The organism is Candidatus Methylomirabilota bacterium (assembly GCA_036002485.1).
Classification (GTDB): domain Bacteria; phylum Methylomirabilota; class Methylomirabilia; order Rokubacteriales; family CSP1-6; genus AR37.
In genome coordinates this window covers 1-5,016 of record DASYTI010000226.1, presented here as the reverse complement: position 1 = coordinate 5,016, position 5,016 = coordinate 1, and the positions used below count along the sequence as shown (strand labels likewise).

General features: G+C 67.8%; 3 protein-coding genes and 1 pseudogene. 2 read left to right on the top strand and 2 right to left on the bottom strand.

Features of this window, described 5'->3' with window-relative positions:
• The first annotated feature begins 126 nt into the window (after positions 1 to 126).
• A pseudogene (locus tag VGT00_20145) lies at positions 127 to 246 on the top strand (hypothetical protein).
• Complete coding sequence (locus VGT00_20140) at positions 226 to 819, top strand: DinB family protein (protein ID HEV8533743.1); 594 nt, start codon at positions 226 to 228, stop codon at positions 817 to 819. The pseudogene VGT00_20145 and the gene VGT00_20140 overlap by 21 nt, the downstream one beginning before the upstream one ends.
• A 25-nt stretch (positions 820 to 844) precedes the next feature.
• On the opposite strand, the gene VGT00_20135 is transcribed toward VGT00_20140, so the two are convergent.
• Both VGT00_20135 and VGT00_20130 read right to left on the bottom strand, forming a co-directional pair.
• A complete protein-coding gene (locus VGT00_20135) occupies positions 845 to 4,018 on the bottom strand; it encodes an alpha/beta fold hydrolase (GenBank protein HEV8533742.1) in 3,174 nt (1,057 codons plus the stop codon).
• 266 nt (positions 4,019 to 4,284) lie between these two features.
• Positions 4,285 to 5,016: MFS transporter (locus VGT00_20130; GenBank protein ID HEV8533741.1), on the bottom strand; the 732-nt coding region annotated here is incomplete at its 5' end.

Below are 5,016 nucleotides of genomic sequence, written 5' to 3'. Positions count from 1 at the left end.
GACGCAACCTCTACGCAACCAGCATCTTGGTGAAGGGAGAGCGAGATGAGCGAGGACAAAACCCAAGTAGCCAGAACGGTCGCCAGAGTCTACTATCGGCAGGGCTGAAGCTCCTGCGCCAAGACGAAGGAGTTACTTTCGTCGTGGGGAGTGAAGTTCGACGGGTTCGACGTGGAGGCCGAGCCCGAGCGAAAGCGTGACCTCGAGCCGTTCGGCATCCCGCGCGTGCCCGCGACTATCGTGGGTGACCGCGTGGTGCACGGCTGGAACCCGAAAGCGCTCGCCGAGCTGGTGGGCGCCCGCTACGAAGAGCGCCAGCAGCTCTCGCCGGTTGAGCTGGCGCGGCGGCTCGACGTCGTGCTCGCCGCTACCCAGCGCGCCATCCGCCAGGTGCCGCTCGACCAGCTCGGGATGAAGGCGCCCGGTCGCGACCGGACCGTGCGCCAGCTCGGCTTTCACGTCTTCCGGGTGAGCGCGTCCTTTGTCGACACCCGTGAGCAGGGACACCTGTCCGAGCAGTGGTTCGAGGAGAGCCCTCCGGCCGAGATGGCGGATGGCGAGGCCATCGCCCGCCACGGCGAGACGGTGCGCCGCCGCGTCGCGGCGTACTGCGCGCAGCCTGGCTGGTGCGACGGCATGGTCAGCACGTACTACGGGCCGCAGTCGGCCCACGATTTCATGGAGCGCACGACCTGGCATGCCGCCCAGCACTTGCGCCAGATCTACTGGTTCCTGGACCGCATGGCGGTCCCGGCGGATTCGCCGCTGACCGACGTCGACCTGGACGGACTGCCAATCCCGCGCGACGTGTGGTCGTAGGCGCGAGTGGGCTTCGGGAGCGAGATCACACGCGGCCGGTGCGGACGAAGCGGCGCACCAGCTCGACAAATTCCGCGATGGCCGTGAGGACCAACGCGTGGCTGCGACCCTTGAGCGCATAGAACTGAGCCCCCGGGATCTGCTCCGCGGCCCAGCGGCCTACCTCCACCGGTGTGATCCGATCGAATTCACCGTGCAGCACAAGGGTGGGCGCCCGGAGCGCGGGCAGGAGTGCGCGGACATCGCGGCCGGGATCGTCGAGCATGAAGAAGTTCTTCAGGGTTTCCAGCGGGATCTCGTTCCAGAGTCGAATGCCGCCCTCGGTGAGCTTCTGACATCCGGGCTCGCCGACGCAGGCTTGCGAAATGAACATCTGCACGACGGCCGGCCAGTCATTGGCCGCCATGGCAGCAGAGAGCCGGCCGAAGAACTCCATGTCCAGGCGATCGGCGTGGGGGTAGGTGGGGTCCCGGCGCGCGCGAGCCGGGCCGAGCCCGGCCAGGACGAGCTTCTCGACCAGGTGGGGATAGCTCGTGGCGAAGTGGACCCCGACCGTCGAGCCACGCGAGTTGCCGACGATGACGACGGGGCGATTGCCTATGGCCTCGATCACTGCGCGGAGGTCTTCTACGTAGTCCCTCACGTAGTACGGGCCAGGTAGCGGATCTGACCTTCCCGTGCCCCGAGGATCCCAGGTCACGATGCGGAAGTCCTGGCAGAGCTGTTCCACTAGGAGCTGGAACGTCGCGATCCCGTAGACGGCAGGGTGGCAGAGGACCAGGGTCGGCTCCCCCACGCCGTGCTCATAGTAGGCAATCTTCCCTCCCTCGCGGACGACCGTGCTCGGGCGGTGGATCTTATTGCCGAGCCGCTGACGGCCGGCGGGATCGTCGAAAAGCGCCAGTGCTTGCTCGTACGCAAGGTTGGCCGACTCCAGGCGCCCCTGGAGGCTCTCGAGGTCGCCCAGCATCTCGTGGGCCCGCGCCAGTTCCGTGGGCTTGCCGCCTGAGCGCCCGAGTATCTCGATGGCCTGGGTGCAGAGGCGACTGCCCTCCGGGTAGTCGAAGCTCGCGCGCGCCTTGAGGGCGGACTTGAGCAGGTAATCGGCGGCCTTGTCCCACGATTCTCCGCGAGTGAAGTGGAAGGCCAGAGTCTCGTAGAACTCGGGGAGGCGGTCGGCGTACAGCTCCTCGATCACCTGGCCCGTGCGCCGATGCAACTCGCGGCGCTTCTGCCGGAGCAAGGTCTCGTACGCCACGTCGTGCGTCAGGGCGTGCTTGAACATGTATTCCAGCTCGGGCGAGCGGGCCTTCTCGTAGATCAGCTCCACCGCCCGGAGCTCCCCCAGGGCCTGCCGCGCGTCGCGCCCCAGGGCGGCCACGCGCTCGACGAGCCGGGCAGTGAACTCCCGTCCGATGACGGAGGCGATCTGGAGGGCGGCCTTGGAGCCCTCGGGCAGCCGGTCGATACGCGCCATGATGACGCCCTGGATGGTATCGGGGATGTGCGCGTCGGTGAGGGCGCGGGCGAGGCGGTACCCGTCATCGACGCGTTCGAGCGTGCCGTCCTCGACCAGGGACTTGGCCAGCTCCTCGACGAAGAGCGGATTGCCCTCGGCCTTCCGGGCGACGAGCCGGCTCGCCTCCAGCGGGACTTCCGCTTGGAGCACGCTCTGCACCATGGCCGCCGTCTGCGCCTCCGGCAGGGCGCGCAGGGTGATCCGCGTGAAGTACGTCTGCTCGCCGAAGGTTTGGGCATAGCCGGGTCGATAGGTCAGCACGACCATGAGGGGGGCGGCCGCCATGCCTTCGAGGAGGAGACGCAGGATGTCCTCCGAGTGGAGATCGATCCAGTGAAGGTCCTCGACCACGAGCACCAGGGGACGTTTCTGGCCGCGCGCGAGGAGGAGATCGCGCACGGCCTCTGCCGTGCGCCCCTTGCGCTGCACGGGGCTCATCGCCGCCACCGCGGCATCCCGAGGGTCGAGCGAGAAGAGCGCGCGGAGAAAGGGCGCCGTCCACGCCACGTCGTCCCCGGCCTCGCGAATCCCGCCCTCGACCTTGTCCAGCATTGTCTCGACGCTGTCGCCTTCCTTGATGCCGAAGAGGTCGCGCAGGAGGTCGAGGACGGGAAGGTGGGCGATGGTATGACCGTAGGAGACGCAGCGGCCGAGCACCCACCGCGCGCCGGCGGCCTCCGCCTGGCGGCGGAACTCCAGCAAGAGACGCGACTTCCCGATGCCTGCCTCGCCGTAGACGAAGACCGCCTGGCCCTGGCCGGCCTGGACATCGGCAAAGGTGCCCTGGAGCAGGGCCAGCTCGTGCTCACGTCCGACAAGCGGTGTGAGCCCGCGCTCGCTCTCGGCCTCCAGACGGCTGCGCACGCTGCGCGCCGCCTCGACGCGGTACGGCCGGACCGGGAGCGTCTTGCCCTTGACGCTCACTTCGCCCACGGGTTGGAGAACAAAATAAGGGCTCACGACCTTGGCAATGTCCTCGCTCACGAGAATCTGGCCGGGCTCCGCCAGGGCGAGCAGTCGCGCGGCCAGGTTCGTGGTATCCCCGACCGCGGTGTAATCCATGCGGAGGTTGTCGCCGATCTTGCCGACGACCACCGCACCCGTGTTGAGCCCCATGCGTACCTGGAACTCGATGCCGCGCTGGGCGCGGAGCTCGTCGCGGTACGAGGCGAGCGCGCGCTGGAGGCCGAGGGCCGCGTGGACCGCGCGCAAGGGGTGATCCTCGTGGGCGACGGGCGCGCCGAACAGGGCCATGAGGCCGTCGCCGAGAAACTGATTGACGGTGCCCTCGTAGCGGTGCACCTCGCCGAGCATCAGCTCGAAAGCTCGGTCCATGAGGGCGTGGACGTCCTCGGGATCGAGCCCTTCGGACAGCGCGGTGAAGCCGGAGACGTCGACGAAGAGCACGGTGACGAGCTTGCGCTCGCCTTCGAGCGCGGCCCGCGAGGTGAGGATCTTCTCAGCCAGGTGCTCCGGGGTGTAGGCGTGGGGTGAAGCGAAGCGTTCGCTCTCCGCCGGGGGACGCGCCGCCCCCAGCGTCTGGCCGCATTTCTTGCAGAACCGGTTGCCGGCGCTGTTCGAGGTGCCGCACTGTGGGCATGGGATCAGCAGCCTCGTCCCGCAGTCGGGACAGAACTCCGCATCCGACGGAGCTTCGGCTTGACAGCTCGAACACTTCACACGCGGCCCCTCCACTCAACCGAAGAGGATGCTAGCCCCGGCCACCCGGCTCGTCAAGCAACGCGGGATCTAGCCGGAACTATTCGTGAGACAACGCCACCCTCACCCAGCCCTCTCCCTCTCCGAGGGAGAGGGATTCATTTTGATCCCTCGCCCCCAGAGGGGAGAGGGCCGCGGTTCGAGCTGAAGGGTGAAGCCCTGAGGCGAGGGCTGAGTAGATAAGGGGGTGGCCGGGATGCAGTTCACGCATTCGCGAATAGTCCAGGCTAGCTGATCGCCCGGAGCCTTCTCGAGGCGAGGAGCAGGAGCGCGTTGGCGGCGACCATGGCCCCGCCGAAGAGCACGGCGAAGCGCGCGTTCACGGCGGCGGCCAGCACGCCGGCCAGGAGACCGCCGAGGGGCAGCAGGTTCCAGCAGAGCGCGTAGAGACTCATCACGCGGCCGCGCAGGTGGTCGGGCACCTTCTGCTGGAGGAAGGTGCTGACCTGCATCAGGTAGAAAGTATTGCAGAAGCCCACCAGCACCAGCACGGGCAGGGCCAGCCACATCCCCGGTGAGAACGAAAAGACGATCAAGAGCGCCCCCACGCACGCCGCACCCACCAGCAAGGCCGTCCCCCGGCGCAGGAGAAGATGAGCGATGGTTGCCACGGTGAGCGAGCCCACCAGCGCCCCCGTGCCGTGCGCGGCGTTCAGCAGTCCGTACCCGGTCGAGCCGGCATGGAAGTACGCATCGGCGAAGATCGGCAAGAGCGTGAGGTAGGACATGGCGAACAGGCTATTGAAAAGCGCCAGGGCGATCAGGCAGGTAAATACGAAATTGCGGCCGACGAAGCTGAGACCCTCGGCGAACTGCTCGAGCACGTGCTGGCCACGGCCGGCGGGAGACGTGCCGCGGAGGCGCAGGCGACTGTACAGCGCCAGCGCGGTATAGGAGGCAAGAGCCGCCAGCCCGAAGCCAATGGCGCCGCCGAAGGCCGCGATGAGGACGCCCGTGAT